This is a genomic window from Streptomyces sp. CGMCC 4.7035 (assembly GCF_031583065.1).
Taxonomy (GTDB): domain Bacteria; phylum Actinomycetota; class Actinomycetes; order Streptomycetales; family Streptomycetaceae; genus Streptomyces; species Streptomyces yaanensis.
Map to the genome: position 1 here is coordinate 7922042 of NZ_CP134053.1, position 14124 is coordinate 7936165.

The 14124-nt window shown below is 71.5% G+C and carries 11 protein-coding genes; 1 reads left to right on the forward strand and 10 read right to left on the reverse strand.

Features of this window, described 5'->3' with window-relative positions:
* Positions 1 to 52: 52 nt before the first annotated feature.
* The 10 genes from Q2K21_RS34905 to Q2K21_RS34950 form a co-directional block, all read right to left on the reverse strand.
* Complete coding sequence (locus Q2K21_RS34905; protein ID WP_310780176.1) at positions 53 to 2062, reverse strand: beta-galactosidase; 2010 nt, start codon at positions 2060 to 2062, stop codon at positions 53 to 55.
* Positions 2059 to 3378 carry a glycoside hydrolase family 36 protein gene (locus tag Q2K21_RS34910; RefSeq protein ID WP_310780178.1) on the reverse strand — a complete coding sequence of 440 codons (1320 nt, stop codon included), beginning with the start codon at positions 3376 to 3378 and terminating at the stop codon, positions 2059 to 2061. The genes Q2K21_RS34905 and Q2K21_RS34910 overlap by 4 nt, the downstream gene beginning before the upstream one ends.
* A 27-nt stretch (positions 3379 to 3405) precedes the next feature.
* Positions 3406 to 4299, reverse strand: a complete 894-nt coding sequence (locus tag Q2K21_RS34915; protein ID WP_310780180.1) for a carbohydrate ABC transporter permease — start codon at positions 4297 to 4299, stop codon at positions 3406 to 3408.
* Positions 4296 to 5276 (reverse strand): carbohydrate ABC transporter permease, encoded by a 981-nt coding sequence (locus Q2K21_RS34920; RefSeq protein ID WP_310780182.1) that lies wholly within the window; start codon positions 5274 to 5276, stop codon positions 4296 to 4298. The genes Q2K21_RS34915 and Q2K21_RS34920 overlap by 4 nt, the downstream gene beginning before the upstream one ends.
* Positions 5273 to 6586: an ABC transporter substrate-binding protein gene (locus Q2K21_RS34925; protein ID WP_310780184.1), complete on the reverse strand. Its 1314-nt coding sequence runs from the start codon at positions 6584 to 6586 to the stop codon at positions 5273 to 5275. Before Q2K21_RS34925 ends, Q2K21_RS34920 begins: the two co-directional genes overlap by 4 nt.
* Positions 6587 to 7113: 527 nt before the next feature.
* Positions 7114 to 9114 (reverse strand): copper resistance CopC/CopD family protein, encoded by a 2001-nt coding sequence (locus Q2K21_RS34930; RefSeq protein ID WP_386275923.1) that lies wholly within the window; start codon positions 9112 to 9114, stop codon positions 7114 to 7116.
* 145 nt (positions 9115 to 9259) lie between these two features.
* Positions 9260 to 10033, reverse strand: coding sequence for an SDR family NAD(P)-dependent oxidoreductase (locus Q2K21_RS34935; RefSeq protein WP_310780186.1), 774 nt, complete (start codon positions 10031 to 10033; stop codon positions 9260 to 9262).
* Positions 10021 to 10500 (reverse strand): cupin domain-containing protein, encoded by a 480-nt coding sequence (locus Q2K21_RS34940; protein ID WP_310780189.1) that lies wholly within the window; start codon positions 10498 to 10500, stop codon positions 10021 to 10023. Before Q2K21_RS34940 ends, Q2K21_RS34935 begins: the two co-directional genes overlap by 13 nt.
* A 10-nt stretch (positions 10501 to 10510) precedes the next feature.
* Positions 10511 to 11125: a GNAT family N-acetyltransferase gene (locus Q2K21_RS34945; protein ID WP_310780191.1), complete on the reverse strand. Its 615-nt coding sequence runs from the start codon at positions 11123 to 11125 to the stop codon at positions 10511 to 10513.
* Entirely contained in the window at positions 11122 to 13293 is a 2172-nt protein-coding gene (locus Q2K21_RS34950) for a penicillin acylase family protein (RefSeq protein WP_310780193.1), read from the reverse strand. Before Q2K21_RS34950 ends, Q2K21_RS34945 begins: the two co-directional genes overlap by 4 nt.
* Before the next feature lie 76 nt (positions 13294 to 13369).
* Here Q2K21_RS34950 and Q2K21_RS34955 point away from each other — a divergent pair, with 76 nt between their 5' ends.
* Positions 13370 to 14104, forward strand: coding sequence for a siderophore-interacting protein (locus tag Q2K21_RS34955; protein ID WP_310781390.1), 735 nt, complete (start codon positions 13370 to 13372; stop codon positions 14102 to 14104).
* Positions 14105 to 14124 lie beyond the last annotated feature (20 nt).

Below are 14124 nucleotides of genomic sequence, written 5' to 3' on the forward strand. Positions count from 1 at the left end.
GGGCCCCGGCCGGTCACAGCCGGGGCCCCGCCCCATCAACAGCCGGGTCGGGTCAGCCTCGCCGCGGCTCGCGGACCACCGCGACCTCTCCCGGTCCCACCGTCACCACGCCCGGCGCCGGCTTGCCCGTGAGGAGTTCCACGGCGTCCTGCGCGACGGTCACCTCCGCGCCCCGGCCCGCGTGGTCGATCACGAACAGGTAGTCCGCGGACGGCGACCGACGCCGGATCACCTCCACGCCTTCCGGTGCCGTGGCGGCCGACTCCACGCCCGCCTCCGTACGGATGCGGGTCAGCAGGGACGCGAGGGTGGCCGGGTCCGGCTGCGTGGCCAGGTACCAGGCCGTGCCCTCGCCGTGCGCGTGGCGCGTCACGGCGGGGACGTCCGTCAGCGGGCCGTCGGTGTACGACGTCACCGCCTCCGCACCCTCCAGGCGCAGACGTTCCGACCACAGCGCCCCGGTGCCGCCCCCGCTCAGGGACACCTGCTCACCCGGCAGCAGCGGGAAGAGCTCGTCCGACCTGACGCCCAGCGCCTCGCGGAAGGCTCCGGGGTAGCCGCCCAGCCGTGCATGGGCGTTCTCGTCGACCGCCCCGCTGTGGAAGCCGACCGCCAGCGTGCCGCCGCGCTCCGCGAAGCCGGTGAGGTTCGCGGCGCCCGCGTCGTCGACCAGGTACAGGCTGGGCGCGAGGACCAGCCGGTACGCCGACAGGTCCGCGTCCGGGCGTACGAAGTCCACGGCGACGCCCTCGCGCCACAGCGGCTCGTACCAGGCGCGGACCAGGTCCTGGAAGCGGAGCTCGGCGCTCGGCTGGGAGGGGAGCTCCATGGCCCAGCGGGAGTTCCAGTCCCAGACGATGGCCACCTCGGCGGTGCCGGTGCTGCCGCGCACCTCCGCGAGCGCCTTCAGGTCCGCGCCCAGGCGCACCACGTCCCGCCAGATCTGGCTGTCCGTGCCCGCGTGCGGAACCATCGCCGAGTGCCACTGTTCGGCGCCCGCCTTCGACTGCCGCCACTGGAAGTACGCGATGCCGTCCGCGCCGTGCGCCACATGCGCGAGGGCGTTGCGGCGCAGCTCACCCGGGCGCTTGGCACGATTGACGTGCTGCCAGTTCACGGCGCCCGTGGAGTGCTCCATCAGCAGCCAGGGGCCGCCCGCGAGCGAGCGCACCAGGTCGCCGCTGAGCGCGACGTCGATCTCCGACTCGGGGTCGGCGGACTGGAGGTAGTGGTCGTTCGAGACGATGTCCAGCTCAGGGGCCCAGCGCCAGTAGTCCAGCGCGTCGAAGTTGTACATCACCATGAAGTTGGTGGTGGCGGGGATCGACGGGGCCGCCGCGAGCAGGACCTCACGCTCCGCCTTGTACAGCGACAGCAGCTCGTCCGAGCAGAACCGGCGCCAGTCCAGCTGGTGCGTCGGGTTGGGGACGGCGCCCGTCGGCCGCGGGGGCAGGATCTCGTCCCAGTCGTAGTACCACTGGCTCCAGAAGGTGGTGCCCCAGGCGTGGTTCAGCGCGGCCAGGTCGCCGTATTTCTCCCGCAGCCAGCGGCGGAAGGAGGCCGCGCTCGTGTCGCAGTAGCACTCGGCGTTGTGGCAGGCGTACTCGTTGTGGACGTGCCACATCGCGAGTGCCGGGTGGTCCGCGTACCGCTCGGCCAGCGCGCCCGCGATGCGCAGGGCGGCCTCGCGGTAGGCGGGGCTGCTCGGGCAGAAGGTCTGACGGCTGCCGTACGAGAGGGTGCGGCCGTCGCGGTCCACCGGCAGGGCCTCCGGGTGGGCCCGGAAGAACCAGGCCGGCGGGGCCGCCGTGGGGGTCGCGAGGTCGGCGGCGATGCCGTTCTCGTGCAGCAGTTCGAGGATCCGGTCCATGCGCGAGAAGTCGTACTCGCCCTCGGACGGCTCCAGCAGCGCCCACGAGAAGATGCCGACGCTGACCATGTTCACGCCGGCCTCGCGCATCAGGCGCATGTCCTCGGCCCAGACCTCCTCGGGCCACTGCTCGGGGTTGTAGTCACCCCCGTAGGCGATGCCGGGGACGGACAGGGTGCGTTCGGCGGTCATGCGGCGGCTCCGGAGGACAGCAGGCGGCGGGTCGTGGCGACGCCCCACGCGTCGAGGGACAGCAGTCGGTCGCTGGAGGCCATCAGGCCGCCGGTCGCCTCCACGTGGGCGGCCCAGCGTTCGCGGGTCTCCACCGCGGGGCGGGCCATCAGGCAGTCGGGGTCGTTGACCCAGAAGCGGCCGTGCTGCCATTGGCGGCCGACCCCGGTGAACTCGGCGGGGTCCTGGCCGGGCTGGCTGTAGTCGTCCGCCTCGGGACGGCGGTGCGGGGCCGTGTCGGGGCTGACGCGCATCGCGTCGAACAGGCCGATGGAGGGCAGGATCGGCGCGCCGCAGCCCAGCAGGTAGGCGTCCGGGCCGATGGCGTCGCGGATGAGGGCGATGCCCGCGCGGTACGCCGTGAGGGCGTCGACACCCTCGTCGTGCCGTACGCCGTCCAGGGCGCCCGCGTAGAGGAAGTCGACCTTGAAGTAGTCGTAGCCCTCGGCGCGGAGCGTGGTGAAGACGTGCGTCAGGTACGCCGCCGCGTCCGGGTGCGTGGTGTCCAGGACGTACAGGTCGTGGCCCCAGTTGCGGCCCGCGTGCAGCGGCGCGCCCTCGGTGTCCCGGACGAGCCACTCGGGGTGGGAGGTGGCCAGCTCGCTGTCCGGGGCGACCAGGAACGGCGCCGTCCAGATGCCCGCCCGGCGGCCGCGGGCGCGGATCGCGTCGGCGATGTCGGCGCGGGAGCGGAAACGGCCGGAGAGGGTGAGCCAGTCGCCGAGGGCGCTCTGGTAGCCGTCGTCGATCTGGACGACGTCGATGGGCAGGTCGAGGGTGTCCATCGCACGGAGGTTCTCGTGGATGTCGTCCTCGGTGACCTTGGTGAAGTACTCGTACCAGGAGCACCAGACGGTGGGCGCGGGGCGCGGGGGCGTCACGCCCAGGCCGTCGGCCCACTGGGCGAGGACGGACTGGATGTCCGCGCCCGTCAGCTCCTTGACCGGGCCGTCGGCACTCACCTCGGCCTGCCCGTCCCGTACCTCCAGCCGGATGGAGGGGACGGCGTGGTACGGGTCCGTCGCCGCCCACAGCCGCACGGGCGACCCGTCACCGGGGTCGAGCGCCAGCAGCCCCTCGCCCTGGAAGGTCCCGGCGGGGACGGTGCGGCCGGGGCGGTAGCAGACGGTGGCCCAGTTGTCGTTCGTCGGGCGGTAGGGGGTGTCGCCGAGGGCGTAGGCGCCGCTGGGGCTCCAGGACTGCCAGCCCTCCTCGTGGACGCGCGCGGTGCGCACGTCCACGGGCACGGAGGCGACCGGCGTGAAGGGGTCGAGCACGGTGGTTCTCTTTCGCAAAAGTGCGGGTCAGCCCTTGTTGGCGCCCAGGGTGAGGCCGCTGACGAACTGGCGCTGGAGCACGAAGTACACGATCAGGGTGGGGATCGCGGTGAGCAAGGCGCCGGCGGCCACCAGGTTGGGGTCGGTGAAGTACTGCCCGGAGAGGTTGTTCAGGGCCGAGGTGATCGGCATGTTCTCGCCGGTGGAGATCAGCACGATGGCCCAGAAGAAGTCGTTGTAGATCCAGATGGACAGCAACGTCGCCAGGGCGGCCATCGCGGGCTTGCACAGCGGCAGCACGATCTGCCAGTACAGGCGCCAGACGGAGGCGCCGTCGACAAGGGCGGCCTCGGTCAGCTCGTGCGGCAGCGAGCGCATGTAGTTGCTCAGCACGAAGGCGCAGAAGCCGGACTGGAACGCCACGTGGATGAGCACCAGGCCCAGTGCGGAGTCGTACAGCTTGCCGCTGACGGTGATGCCCGGCAGGTCGATCAGCAGGTACATCCGGTACAGCGGGGTGATGATGACCTGCTGCGGCAGCAGGTTGCCGGCCGTGAAGACCAGCAGCAGGAACACGTTGAGCCGGAAGTCGAAGCGGCTGACGTAGAACGCGACCATCGACGACAGCAACAGCGTCAGCAGTACCGCCGGCACCGCGATCAGCAGCGTGTTGCCGAAGTAGTGCATCATGTCGGACTGCTTGAACGCGTTGGTGAAGTTGTCGAAGCTCAGCTTGTCCGGCCAGGAGACATAGCCCTTGTTGCTGGTCTCGGAGTACGGCCGCAGTGCCGCGAACACCGCCCACAGCAGCGGGCCGAGCCAGGCCAGCGAGGTGACGACGAGGAACACGTGCAGCAGGACCCTGGCCGGACGGAGGGGGGTGCGCTGCTTGGCGCCGAGCGCGACGGTGGGGGTGCTCATGCGCGCCGCTCCTTCCGGAAGGTCGCGATCAGGTACGGGATGATCACGGCGAGCGAGATGACCAGCAGGACGACGGCGATCGCGGAGCCGTATCCGATGCGGCTGGACTCGCCGATGATGTTGTTGGTGATCAGGATCGACAGCAGCTCGGTGCCCTGGGCGCCCTTGTTGAAGACGAACACCAGGTCGAAGGCGCGCAGGGCCTCGATGATGGTGACGACCAGGACGACGGTGTTGGTGGGCCGCAGCGTCGGGAAGATGACGTTCTTGAACGTCTGCCACTCGTTGGCGCCGTCCAGGGACGAGGCCTCCCGCAGCGACGGGTCGACACCCTTCAGACCGGCCAGGTAGAGGATCATCATGTAGCCGGTGTGCCGCCAGGACGCGGCCACCAGGATGGCCCACAGGTTCAGGTGCGGGTCGCCGATCCAGTCGATGTAGTGGCCGGGCTTGTTGGCCCCGATGAGGCTGTTGATCAGACCGGTGTCGGGGTTGTAGATGAGCTGCCAGACGAATCCGGTGACCGCCAGCGACATCACGACCGGCAGGAAGAACGCGGTCTGGTAGACGCGGCTGAAGCGGATCTTCTTGTCCAGCTGCACGGCCAGGAAGAGCCCGAGCGGGGTCGGGATCAGGATGAGCACGACGAACCAGATGATGTTGTGCTCGACGGCCGGCCAGAACTGCGGGTTGTCGGTGAACAGCTGCTTGAAGTTGTCCAGCCCCACCCACTTGATGGAGTCGAAGCCGATGCCGTCCCAGGTGGTGAAGGCGAGGGCGATCGACGCGAGGGCGGTGACCCAGACGAGGGCGACGTGCAGGACCGTGGGCACGCCGGCCATCAGGCCGAGCGTGATCCGGTCACGGCGGGTGAGCAGGCGCCGGTGGCCCTGCGCGACCCGCTTCTTCTCAGGCGCGCGCCCCGGAGGCGGCACGGCGGCCGCCTCCGGGGTCTTCGTGGTGATGTCGGAGCTCATGAGGAGGCGAAGATCGTCTTCTTCTGGCGCTCGATGTTCGACAGCAGGCTGTCGACGCCCTTGGGGTTCTGGAGGAACTTCTGCAGGGCGGGCTGCATCACCGTGGAGGTGAAGTCCGGCCGGCTGTCGCGGTCCATGAACTGGGTGAGGCTCTTGGCGCCGCTGATCATCTCGTACGCCTTCTTCTGCAGCGGGGTGTACGAGGAGGTGTCGGCCTTGCTGGAGGCGGCCACGACGCTGGAGTCGGCCTTGAGGTAGATCGACTCGGCCTCCGGGGTGCCCAGGAACTCCAGGAGCTTGGTGACGCCGTCCTTGTTCTTCGGGGCCTTGCTGACCATGAAGCCGTCGGTGGGCGCCTCGACGGTGTCCTGGCCGAACGCGGAGTTGATCTCCGGGAAGGCGAAGAAGTCGAGGTCGTCCAGGTCGGCCTTGTTGGTGAACTGCTGGGCCACGAAGGAGCCCAGGAGGTACATGCCGGCCTTCTTCGACACCAGGGTCTGCGCGGCGTCCTGCCAGGTGCGGCCCATGAAGCCGTCCTGGTGGTACGGGAGGAGCTCGGCCCAGTGGTCGAAGGTCGCCTTCACCTTGGCGTCGGTCCAGGACGCCTTGCCCGCCATCAGCTCGACGTGGAAGTCGTAGCCGTTGAGACGGAAGTTGATCTGGTCGAACGTGCCCATCGCCGGCCAGGCGTCCTTGTCGCCGAACGCGATCGGGACGAGACCGTCCTTCTTCATCTGCTTGCACAGGGCGACGAGCTGGTCCCAGGTGGTGGGGACCTGGTAGCCGTGCTGCTTGAAGACGCTCTTCCGGTAGAACAGCGCCCACGGGTACGTGTACAGCGGCACGAAGTAGTACTTGCCGTCCTCGCCCTTGCTGAGCTTCTTCATGGCGTCGGGGAAGTTGTCCCCGATCTTCGCCCACACGTCGTCGATCGGCGAGGCGAGCTTCTTGGCCGCGAAGAACTGCATGCGGTAGCCGGCGAACCAGTTGAACACGTCGTCCGGCGTGCCCTGGAGGTAGGAGTTGATCTGCTCCTGGAAGGTGTTGTGGTCCTTGGTGTTCACGTCGACCGTGAGGCCGGACTTCGTCTTGAAGGCCGCGTAGATCTCGGCGAAGGCCTTCTTCGGCACGGCGTCCGAGGCGTTGGAGCCGAGCGTGACGGTCTTGGCGTCACCGCCGGAACCGGAGCTGCCCGCGCAGGCGCTCAGCAGGGGTATGCCCGCGCTCAGCGCTGCCGCGCCGCCTATCCCGCGCAGCAGGGTGCGGCGGCTCGGACCGGGGACGGAGAGACCGGACGGGGTGTTGTGCATGACGGCTCCTGGGGGCAGGGGGCGGTCACGGCTGGCTCTCTGGCGAGAGGGTCAGAATCAACCAGAAACCAACTTGACCAAACATCGTGGCCGTCATAAGACTCGCATGTCCGGTCATGCGTCAAGAGCTACCGTCGCCCGTTTTTGAAACGTAATCGACATCGCCTTGATCACCATCGCTAACAAACGGACAGCGGACGGAGCACGTCCGCATCGGGACGCGCCCGCGACCAGGACCACTCCAGCGCAGGTCACGCACGTGGGCGCGCGGCCGGGAGGTGAGTCCGGGAGGGTGAGCCGGGGGTCGGCGACGGCGTGACGCACACGGGGTGATCCCGACGAAAGGTACTACCCCGATGCCCCTCGGGGCACGTCGTGACGCCCCCGAGGCAACCCCCCAAGCACCCCGGAGCAAACGCTTTCCATCACAGCCGCACAGCCGACTCAACGTCAAACTCCGCCCGTGACCCGCGACATCACGGACGAAGGTGCGGATTTCCGCGTCCGGTCAGTTTTTTCCGTTCCGCTCAGCCGATTCGCACAGTCTTCGACACTGTGACCTGGTCGAGGTCGGTCGTACGGACCGTCGCCTTCATCGTCCAGGTGCCCGCCAGCGGGAGGTTCAGCGTGTCCGCGGCCCAGTAGCCACCCCGGTCGGTGACCTTCGCGTCGAGGGGGCCGATGCCACGTTCCGCGAACGTGAAGGTGAGGCGCAGTTCGGGGACGGTCGCGATACCGCCGTCGGGCCCGAAGATCACGGCCTGGACGCTGTTCTCGCCCACCCGTCCCGGCGTCAGTTCGATCTGCACCTTGCCGTGTCCGCCGGGCGTGCCCACGTCGAAGGGGATCACCGTGGCGGAGCCGAGGGGCTGCCCGGCCTCCGCCGTGGCCTCCGCCGCCTCGGTCGCAGCCCGGCCGGGCTGCGCGCCCGTCAGCAGCGTCGTGATCACGAGCACCACGATCCCGATCGTGACCTCCGCCAGCACCGAGCGACGCAGGGCCCGCCGAAACGGCGACGGCTCCTCGCCGGCTCCCCGTCCCAGCTCCGCGCGCACGGCTCCCGACTCCAGTTCCGCGCGCAGGGTCCCCGGGCCCGAAACCCGTACGGACACGGCGTCGCCGACCCTCAGGGCCGCCTCCGTCCGTCCCGTCCCGCCCGCCCGTGCGGACACGGTGGCGTCCCCGGAGGCTGCCTCCGGCGCCGTCGCCGCCCACACGGACACGGCGCCCTCTCTCAGGGCCGCCTCTGCCCCCACCGTCTCCGCCACCCTCGGTAGTGCCAGGTGGGTCGTCCAGCGGCGTGAGTACGCCGCCGCCGTCAGCAGGAGCAGGACCGCGACCAGCTTGGCCGTGAGCAGCCTGCCGTACGGCGTGGAGGTGAGCGCGTCGAGGGAGCCGAGGCCGCGCCAGGACTGGTAGGCACCGGTGGCGACCAGCACGACGACGGCCGTGAAGGCCAGCCGGGAGAAGCGCGCGACCGTGGGGGCCAAAAGCTCCTCGGGCGTCCGGTACAGCGCCGTGAGGAGGGCCGCCAGGCCGCCCAGCCACACGGCCATCGCCAGCAGGTGCAGCACCGCCGAGGTCATCGCCACGGGGACCTGGATTCCGGCGGAGGCGTGCTCGGCCACCGCCCAGGTGAGGGCCAGGGCGAGCGACAGAAGGATCGCGATCGCGATGCGGGGGCGGCCGACGGCGGCGCGGACGCCGTCACCGGTCCGGTCCTCGCGCCCCGTGGGCGCGAGCCACGCCCGGTCGGCCACCGCCGCCACGACGAGCACCACCACCCGTGTCAGCAGGGCCAGTCCCGGGCGGCTCGTCGCCGTGTCGCGCACGAGCGCGAGGTCGAAGGCCGTCGTCGGGTCGGTGCCCCGTTCGTACGGGCCCCGGAGCAGCAGCAGCGCGAGCGTGGACGCCAGCAGCGCCCACCAGCCGCCCACGAGCAGCCCGCGGGCCGCCGCCACACCGGTCACGGTCGCGAACGCGATGACGCCGAGCAGCAGGGCCAGGCCGCCGTAGGCGACATAGCGGGCGATGTCGTAGAGCGTCGCGGTGGCGGCGTCCTGGGCCTGGTCGGACGGCAGCACCGCCGTGGTCGCGGACTGCTTGCCGACGGAGAACGTGAGCGCGCCGGACACCGGGTGACTGTCCGCGGAGACCACCCGCCAGGCGACGATGTACGTGCCCTGCGCGAGGCCCGCGGGGAGCGTGACCCGTGCCGTGTTCGAACGGCCGTCGGCGTGCTCCTGCCTGCCCGTGTGGACCCGCCGGTTCTCCGGGTCGAGTACACGGACGGAGTTGTCCAGCAGGCCGACCGACTCGGTGAAGGTGAGCGTGACCGCCTTCGGTGCCGTCTTCAGCACGCTGCCGTCCACCGGATCGGTGCCCTTCAGCGCGGCGTGCGCGGACGCGGAACCGGCGCCCGCGAGCAGGGCGAAGGGGACGACGAGCAGTACGAACACGAGGGCCCGCAGCCGCCCCGCGCGCGCTGCCGCCCTCGAAGGTCCCCCACCCACGCGTCCTGCGCCCACGTCATGTCTCCCGTATCCGCCGGTCCCGGGTCTCGGTTACGTACGGACGCGGCGTCCCCTCTGCTCAGTTTTGAATCGTTCGCCGGAGGCGGCGGCATCACCGGCCGCCCGTACGAGAGTCACGCCATCATGACCGGCAGCGGCGTCACCACGTCGGCCGGGCCGACACCCCGCCGTCCACCACCAGGTCGTGGCCCGTGATCCAGGACGCGAGCGGCGAGGCCAGGAACACGCAGGCGTCGCCGACGTCCTCGGGACGGCCCAGACGACCGGTGGGCACCGCACGTTGCCACCGGCTCACCCCGTCCGGCCAGGCCTCCGCCAGGCCCTCGCGTTCGATCAGGCCGGGCGAGACGCTGTTGACGCGGATGCCGTACGGGCCGTACTCCAGGGCCGCCGACCGGGCGTGCATGACGACGGCGGCCTTGGACGCGCAGTAGTGGGCGTGCGCCGGGGCGGGGTGCGCGGCCTCGATCGAGGCGATGTGGGTGACCGAGCCGCCGCCCGCCTCGCGCATCACCTCCGCCGCTGCCTGCGTACAGGCGAACACGCTCGACAGGTTGGCGTCGACCACCGCCCGCCACTCGGCGGCCGTCATCCCGCCCAGTTCCCGCACCGGCTGCACCCCCGCGTTGTTGACCAGCGCCGTCAGCCGCCCACCGCCCCACTCGGCCGCCTCACCGACCAGGCGCCGGCACTCGTCCTCCGCCGTCAGGTCGGCCCGGAGTACGACGGCCCGCCCGCCCGTGTCCCGGATGCGCGCGGCCACGTCGTGCGCCGCCGCCACCGACGTACGGCAGTGCACGGCGACCGCCGCACCCTCCTCGGCGAAGCGCAGGGCGATCCCCCGGCCGATGCCTCCGCCCGCCCCGGTGACGAGGGCCACCTGCCCCGTCAGCAGCCCGCTCACGACCGGCACAGCCCCGCGATCCGGGCCGCCTCGGCCGGATAGCGGGCGGTCAGCCGGTCCGCGTCCCCGTGCTCGTACCCCTCGTAGGTGAAGCCCGGCGTCATCGTGCACCCGAACAGCGTCCATGCCCCGCCCGCGGCGACCCGCCCGCCCATCCAGGTGCCGGCCGGCACGGTGAACTGGACGTGCTGGCCGCCGAGGAGGTCCGGTCCGAGGACCGCCGTACGGGCGCCGCCGTCCGGATCCAGGAGCAGCAGTTCCAGCGGATCGCCGAGGTAGAAGTGCCAGACCTCGTCCGCCGGGAGGCGGTGCAGCGCCGAGTAGTCGTCCGGTTCCGCCGTCAGCAGGGCGATGATCGCGGTGCCTTCCGGCCGTCCGTCGGCGCGCTCCGGTCCCGCCCAGGTCCGCCGGAACCGCCCGCCCTCGCGCGGGATCGGTTCCAGGCCGAAGTGGTTGACGAGGTCGTCAGGGGTCACGGCACGCAGGCTAGTTGCCGAAGGCCGCTTCCCGGGTGAGGAACGCCAACCGGGCGCGCTTCTCGGGCAGGTACACGTCCGGGAGGTCGATCTCGGGCAGGACGACGGCCGGCCCGGGGACGAAGCCCTGGCGCAGGAAGCGGGCGATGGCCTTCTCGTTGCGCACGTCGGGGTCGACGACGATCCGCCGCCGGTCGAGGCCGCTCAGGACGTACGACGTGAAGGCGGCCAGCAGGGCCGACGTCCAGCCCGGCCGCGGGCCGCCCGTTCCGGCGGGAGCGAGAAGGAGGTGGACGCCGATGTCGCCGGGCTCCACGTCGTAGCACTCGCCGACCCGGTCGGCCTCCGGTTCGTAGGTCTGCAGCAGCGCGACCGGTTCGCCGTCCTTGACGGCGAGGAAGGCGTGGTGGGTGTCGAGCGTGCCCATGTGCGCGTAGATCCCGGCCACCTGATCCTTCGTGAGCCCGTTCATGCCCCAGAAGGCCGCGCGTTCCTCGCTCACCCAGGCATGGATCACCTCCGCGTCGGCCTGCGGGTCGAGAGGCAGGATGCGGACGGTGCCGAAGCCGTCGACCAGCTGTTCGTGGACGGTCTCGCGGGCGGGGCCGTAGGCGTCGGTGGTCATCGTCGCTCTCCTTCGTCGGATTCGTCGGACAGTTTCGGGTTCACATCGGTTTCCTCCGGTTCGAGGCGGTTCCAGTCCGTGACGACCGGGACGAGATCGCCCTCGATCCACAAGGGGAGTTGGTCGCGGTGGTGGGGCGAGCCCGGGACGCCCGAGGCACCGAAGGGGACCACCCACAGGCTGTGGTCGCGGCGGGCGAGGTCCCAGACGTAACGGGCCGCGGGGCCGCGCGCGCTCTGATCGGTCAGACCGGGCACGGCGGAGGTGCACAGGACGCAGTCGTGGTCGCCGGAGAGACCGGGTTCGTCGTACGCGTCGGCCGGCAGCGCGCGCCAAGGGGCGAGGCGGTGGGTGTCGCCCCAGGCGGCCGGCTCCGCGGTGGCCGCCTCCTCGACGGCCTCCCGCACGATCGTCGCGCGGTCGACGCCGTACAGCTCCTCGGCGGCCTCCCGCACGATCGTCGCGCGGTCGACGCCGTACAGCTCCTCGGCGGCCAGCAGGTGTTCGAGGGCGAAGCCGATCCGGGGGACGAGGGCGAGCCAGGGCAGGAAGACGTCCGGGTAGGCGGGCGGGGTGGCCAGTGCGGCGAAGGCGGGGTGCGCCGCGAGCCGTCGGACGACCGCGCCGCGCACCGCCGCGTAGGCCGCCGACTCCGTGCTGCCGGCGTCCATGCGCCGGTCCCAGCGCAGAAGGCGGTCGCGCAGGGCATGCGCCTCGGGAGTGAGGTCGTCGAGGGCGGAGAGGCGGTCCAGGAGGGGGGCGGCGGAGGCGAGATGAGTGTCCATGTGGATGGCCGGCATGTCCGGGGCGGACCACGTGCGCTTCTCGTTCAGCAGATCGCGGATGCGGGCGGCCCGGTGCCCGGGGGCGAACTCGACGCCGAGGGGAGAGGCCGGGCCGCGCTGGTTGGCCATCACGGCGATGCCGTTCTCGACGCCTCCCCGGGGCATGTCGTGCCAGCCCCGCCACTCGTGACCGGGATCCCAGGCGGGGACGAGCCGGGTCCGGTTGGCCTCGGCGCGCAGGGGCACCTGGCCGGCGACACGGTGCAGCACGCCGCCGTCGACGTCCGCCGCCAGCACGACGTTGACGGGCTCGGCCCATCTCTCCAGCGCCCGGTCGATGTCGGCGACGTCACGGGAGCGGAGGAGGGGGAGGAAGGCGCTGACGCCGAGGTCCTCGGTCACGCGGGGCGGGTAGCGCAGGGCGACGGCAAGAGGGGTGTGCGCGTCGGTGCCGGTTCCCTCCGGGCCGCCGATGACGACCGGCCCCCTGGCCGTCTCGACGACCTCCACCTCCACCGGATCGCCTCCGGCCACCTCGACCGTCTCGATCAGCCGAGCGGCCGTGCGCCACTGCCCGTCCGGGTCGAGGGCCTCGACGCCGCCGTCCGCCGTGCGGCGCAGGCGTTCGCGGTAGAGGTCCTGGTAGTCGGCCATGGCGTTGGTGATCGCCCAGGCGACCGTGCCCGTGTGGCCGAAGTGGGCGATGCCGGGAAGGCCCGGGACGGCGAGGCCGACGACGTCGAACTCCGGGCAGGAGAGGTGGATCTGCTGGTAGACGCCGGGGTCCTCGATGAAGCGGTGGGGGTCGCCCGCGATGATGGCCTGCCCGGTGTCCGTGCGCTCGCCGCCGACGATCCAGCCGTTGCTGCCGGAGGTGCCGGGTCCGTCGGTGGCGAATAGCGCGACGGCGTCCTCGCCGAGGTGCTCCGCGACCTCCTCGCGCCAGAGCTTGGCCGGGAAACCGGCGAACAGGATGTGGGTGGCCAGCCAGACGCCGAGCGGGTGCCAGGGCTCCCAACGGCCGGGGGCGAGGCCGGTCCCGGCGAACTCCGGTGTGCGGCGGGCGCCTTCGCCCAGCCCGTCGTTGACCCCGTCGGCGTACGCGCGCAGCCACGTGGCCGTCTCGGGGTCCTGTCCCTCCAGCGCGGCGAAACAGCGTCTGGCCGTGTCGTCGAGGCGGGCCCGCCTCGCGAACCGGTCCCAGGCCAGGGCCTCGGGGCCGAGGAAGGACGCCGAGGTGCCCTGCGCGCGGTGCCGCTCCACCTCCAGCTGCCAGGCCCGGTCCAGAGCGGTGACGCGGCCCTGGGCACGGGCGAGTGCGAGCGCGTCGTCGGCTCGCAGATGCGGGATGCCCCACTCATCGCGGTAGATCTCGGTGGTCACCCTGTGGTCCCTCTATTTTAGGTTAGCCTTGCCTAAGTTGTCCGTGGCGGAATCGTACGCGAAGGATGCGGAGCTGATGGGGCAGGGGCAGGGGCAGGGGCGGGGCTGGGAGGGCACGGTCCTCCGGCTGCTGCGCGCGAAGGACTTTGTATGCACCGTGACGGACGCGGAGGACGTCACCCCGCACTACCGGCGACTGCGCCTGACCGACGGCGGCATGCTCGCGGCGACCGGTGTGCACCCCACGATGTGGGTACGGCTGTGGTTCGCGAACGACGGCAGGCCGCACCAGCGGGCGTACACGCTGGTCGACCCCGACCCGGCGGCCGGCACCTTCGGCCTGGAGTTCGCGCTCCACGAGGGGTGCGCCAGTGACTGGGCGCGGGCGGCGAAGCCCGGGGACACGGTCGAGGCGACGGTCCAGGGTTCGGCCTTCCCCTGGCCCCGGCCCGAGCCCTCACACGTCTTCGCGATCGCCGACCCGGCGTCGCTGCCCGCGCTCAACTCCCTTCTCGGCGCGCTGGATCCGGCCCCGGCGACCATCTGGTTCGAGGGCAGCGCCGACGGCCTTCCCTTCCACACCGACCCGACCCGCCACGACCTGCGCCCGGTCCCCCGCCGCGACTCCGGGGCCCATCTCGTCGCCGAGGTGAAGTCGGCCCTGCCCGTGCTGCTGCGGACCACCCCGGACCCGTACGTCTGGATCGCCTGCGACACCATGACGACACGGGCGCTGAGCGCGTACGTGCGCAAGGAACTGGGCGTGGCGAAGCAGCGGGTGAACGCGCTGGGGTACTGGCGCGCGGCCTGAGCCCGCACGGGGGATCATCG